Annotated in this window: 3 protein-coding genes, 2 pseudogenes and 1 other annotated feature; of the genes and pseudogenes, 2 read left to right on the top strand and 3 right to left on the bottom strand. The window is 65.2% G+C overall.

All coding sequences use genetic code 11. The features are described 5' to 3' along the window. Positions 1–268: 268 nt before the first annotated feature. From ACZ6ZQ_RS38320 to ACZ6ZQ_RS38310, 3 genes and pseudogenes are all read right to left on the bottom strand, one after another. Positions 269–829 carry a YcxB family protein gene (locus ACZ6ZQ_RS38320; protein WP_469773161.1) on the bottom strand — a complete coding sequence of 187 codons (561 nt, stop codon included), beginning with the start codon at positions 827–829 and terminating at the stop codon, positions 269–271. Positions 830–924: 95 nt separating this feature from the next. Then, positions 925–1017: pseudogene (locus ACZ6ZQ_RS38315) on the bottom strand (IS5/IS1182 family transposase); the annotation flags it as partial. A gap of 115 nt (positions 1018–1132) precedes the next feature. Then, positions 1133–2328 (bottom strand): annotated as a pseudogene (locus ACZ6ZQ_RS38310) (reverse transcriptase/maturase family protein); the annotation flags it as partial. Positions 2329–2382: 54 nt separating this feature from the next. Between ACZ6ZQ_RS38310 and ACZ6ZQ_RS38305 the strand changes: the two are divergent. Further along, a protein-coding gene (locus ACZ6ZQ_RS38305) for an IS3 family transposase (protein ID WP_469773160.1) occupies positions 2383–3617 on the top strand; the annotation gives its coding sequence in 2 pieces (ribosomal slippage) (positions 2383–2662 and positions 2662–3617; 1236 coding nt in all). Further along, positions 2661–2789 (top strand) — a sequence feature (AL1L pseudoknot). It overlaps the preceding gene by 129 nt. A gap of 46 nt (positions 3618–3663) precedes the next feature. Continuing rightward, positions 3664–3918 (top strand): hypothetical protein, encoded by a 255-nt coding sequence (locus tag ACZ6ZQ_RS38300; protein WP_469773159.1) that lies wholly within the window; start codon positions 3664–3666, stop codon positions 3916–3918. The last annotated feature ends 91 nt before the right edge of the window (positions 3919–4009 follow it).

Raw genomic sequence — 4009 nt, 5'->3', positions numbered from 1 at the left:
CATCTACCGCCAACCACCCACCTAAGGGCTGTCCCGCAATACCCGGCGGACCAGCGCGCGGCGTCAGATGCGGTACATCGCAAGGCGGAGAGCCACCCCAATACTGGATGTATCGGGACGATTCGACAACGCAGCGAGGTGCCGTAGCTGTCACGCGCCCGGTGGGTACTGCAGGTCAGCCCTTAGAACTCCTAACGGAATGCGGAATGTTACTTCTGTGCTGGTACACCCGGTCAGGGGTCAGGCCGACGCGGGTGCCGCTACCTGGTCAGCCGCCGGACGGGGGTGGTGGGAGATGCCGCGAGATGACCGCCCGCATCCCATCGACGTCCGACCCGTCACGTAGTCCACGCTTCGGCAACACAACCATGCCGCCCACCGTGTCGTCGATGATCAGCACGAAGAGGTTCGCCGTCTCGATGCAATGGCGGAACGACGTCCAGGGGATTCTGCTCTCCATGATTGCCGTGGCGGTATGTATGCCGTCGTCGTCCGCCCGCATGGTGTACCCGCCGTGCGAACTCACGTACGTGGTCAGCTGCCGTACTCGGTACCGCTGTTTCACCCACCCGCTCGCGAGTCCTCCCAACGCTGTCCACTGGACCGTCACCACCACCGCCACCCCGGCCATAACGCCTCTTGGCGCCGCGAGCATCAGCAGAACGACGAGAAGGGCGACCATGACCAGCCCGGCGACCAGTGGAGTGCGCCAGGGTGCGGTGGGACCGGTCCGCGCGCGCAGCGCCTCTGCTACGTCGGCCCGGGCGGGAACATAGGCCAGCTCGACACCGGCTGGTCCCGGTTCGGTCTCCCGCTTCTCGTTCTCCATGGGCCGGGATCGTAGCGGCGCCCGGCGGACCACCCTGACGCGGGACTCCCCGGACTCCGTGCATCACCTGTCGGTGGCAATGACGCGAGCCGTCGCCAGCAGATGAGCGCGCATCCAAGGATGAGGAAGGCTTCGTGGAAGTCGTCGCGGATCTCCCAGCGGATCCGCAGCCGGCGGAACCAGTGCAGATGGGCGGTTGGGTCGGCCGCGCGGTGAGGTGCTCGCCGTGGGGCGAGTCCTGTTCCGCGCGGCCTCCCGCCGAACCGGACATGACGGTTTCCCGGTCATCCGGCTCTCCAGTGACTACGGCGTGAGTGATCTGGCTGGCCGTTCTGAACGGATACGGTCGTGGCAGATGTCGCAGGCCACGACCGTTGTGCGTCGTCGGTGAAGCATGACGCGCGCCCAGTCGGAAGGCTGCCATCCGGCATGTGCGAGGTCGGCGAGAGCACGGACGTGGTGCACTTGCACGTTGCCTATGCTTCCGCAGATCTCGCAGGTATCCGCCAGGAGTCTCGCGATGAGTTCCTTCTGCGGATAGTCCGCCCTTACCGGCTCGCAGTCGGCAAGTTCCGCCGCTCGCTGCCGTTGGAGGGGAATCCCACCGAACCGTGCCACCAGTGGTTTCCTGTTCTTCCGCTCGACACGGCCTCGAAGCACACCCGGGACCCGTTGGGCGTGACAATTCTGGCCTTGTGCTTGGCGGCCATCTTCGACACTGACGAACGGTGCTTGGCGGCAAGGGTCTTGAGCATCGACGTTTCCATGACCCATTGCAGCCGGTGCAGCCGGAAGACATCTCCGGCGAGCAGGTAGTACTGGGCAATGCCCCGGTAAACGGTTCCGAAGGTCGCCACGATCGCATGATCGCTGCTGTTGATCAGGGCCGTCTTCTTCGCGGGTTCTCCGCGGGCGAGATAGGGGGCGCACTTGGCCTTCATCACAACCCGTGGGACACGGAGAGCGATCTGACCGTTGACCCGACGGTAACGGCCAGTCTTCTTCGTGTCGTTGTGCTGGGTCGTGATCTCGTAGCCGAGAAACCTCGCTGCCCCGGTGCGGGCATGAGTGATCAGCGTCTTTTCCTGGGACAGCTCCAGCTTGAGTTCGTCGCGCAGGAACTGGGCCAGGTGTTGCTTGATCTGCTCGGCCTCGGCTTTCGGTCCGGTGAAACCAAGGAGATGATCGTCCGCATAGCGTATGTAGCGCAGCCTGCGAAATGCCGGATCGTTCGGATCCGCGCTCGGCAGACTGACCATCCGCTGACGCAACGCACGGGCCTGGACCCGGTCGCCGCGCCGGCGAGATTTCGCCAGCAGATTCTGCAACTCCAGATAGGCCGGGTTCCGGGCCCGGCGCTTCCCTCGGGTGTACTCCGGAATCAGAACTGTCTCGACAAACTCATCCAGCTTGTGCAGGTAGATGTTGGACAGGACCGGGGAAGCCACTCCGCCTTGCGGCGCTCCGGAGAGCGTGGCACCCCACTTCCAGTCCTCCAGGTTGAACCGCCCCGGGTTTGATGGAGATCATCAAGACCCGGAAGGATGCCGATCATGGCTGCTCCCCGTAAGTACCCCGACGAACTGCGTGAACGCGCAACGCGTCTGGCCATCGAGGCACGCAAGGACCCGGCTGGCCGGGCCGGAGCGATCAAGCGGTTCGCCGACCAGCTGAACGTGCACCCCGAGGCACTGCGGGGGTGGGTCAAGCGGGCGGAGACCGACGAGGGCACCGTCGCCGGGACCACCAGCGCGGAGGCCGCCCGGATCGCGGAACTGGAGCGGGAGGTGAAGGAACTGCGGCGGGCGAACGCGATATTGAAGTCCGCCTCGGCTTTCTTCGCCGCGGAGCTGGACCGTCCACTGCGATGAAGGTCGCCTACATCGACCAGTACAAGGAGACGTTCGGCGTCCAGCCGATCTGCGACGTCCTCGCCGAGACTGACGCGCCGATCGCGCCGAGCACCTACTACGCCGCCCACAGCCGCCCGCCGTCGGCCCGCAGCCTGCGCGATGCCGAGCTCACCGAACAGATACGCCGGATCCACGCCGACAACTACGGCGACTACGGGGCCCGCAAGATCCATGCCGCTCTGGTCCGCGAGGGAGTCGAGGTGGCCCGCTGCACGGTCGAACGCCTCATGAAAGAGGCGGGACTGCGCGGCGTGATCCGGGCCAAGAGCCCGCGCACCACCCGGCCCGCCCCGGAGACCGACCGGCCCGCCGACCTGGTCGAGCGGCAGTTCACTGCAACTGCTCCCAACCAGCTGTGGGTTGCCGACATCACCTACATCAGAACCTTCTCTGGCTGGGTCTACGCGGCCTTCGTCATCGACGTTTTCTCCCGCATGGTCGTCGGCTGGCAGGTCGCCACCAGCCTCTACACCGACCTCGCCCTCGACGCGTTGGAGATGGCGATCTGGCGCCGCCGGCACACCGGCGCCGACCTCACCGGCCTCACACACCACTCGGACCGCGGTGTTCAATACCGTGCCATCCGCTACACCGAACGCCTCGAGCAGGAAGCCGCCGTGGCCTCGGTCGGCTCCAAGGGCGACTCATATGACAACGCCCTCGCCGAGGCTTTCAACAGCTTGTTCAAGGCCGAATTGATCCGCAACAAGGGCCCCTGGACGTCCCTCAACGACGTCGAGATCGCCGTCGCCGAGTACGTCGACTGGTTCAACCAGCGACGCCTGCACGGCGAGCTCGGCCACATCACCCCCGCCGAACACGAGGCCGCCTACTACGCGGCCGAACCCCCTGCGTCACTCCAGAAAACCAGATAACTGACTATCCACGAAACCCGGGGCTTGACAAACCGTCATCCTGACCTTGCGTAACTGCGAGGACCCCAGCAAGGGTGGGCGTGCCGAGGGCGCGCTCATCGGCGGCGAGACCACGGCGAGATCCCCCATCGGGATTACGGAGCTCAAGCCCGACGCCACGGGAGAGTACCCTCCGGGAACGCTTGTCGGCATAACCAACATCAACGAACTTGCCAAGCGCGGAACCACGGAGCGCATCTACATGGCCTGCGCGTCGAATCCGAACAAAGCCGTCGAGACCACCGTGACCATCGCGCCCTAGATGAATGAGTCCGATGTGTGTGCTGGTCGCGACCATGGCGAAGGGCGCCCGTTGGTCAGTGTGTGAAGACAAACCTGGACGCCCTTCTGGC

This window comes from Streptomyces sp. NPDC053673 (assembly GCF_055585225.1).
Note: the sequence above shows the minus strand (reverse complement) of the source record. Positions and strands in the feature narration are given on the sequence as shown.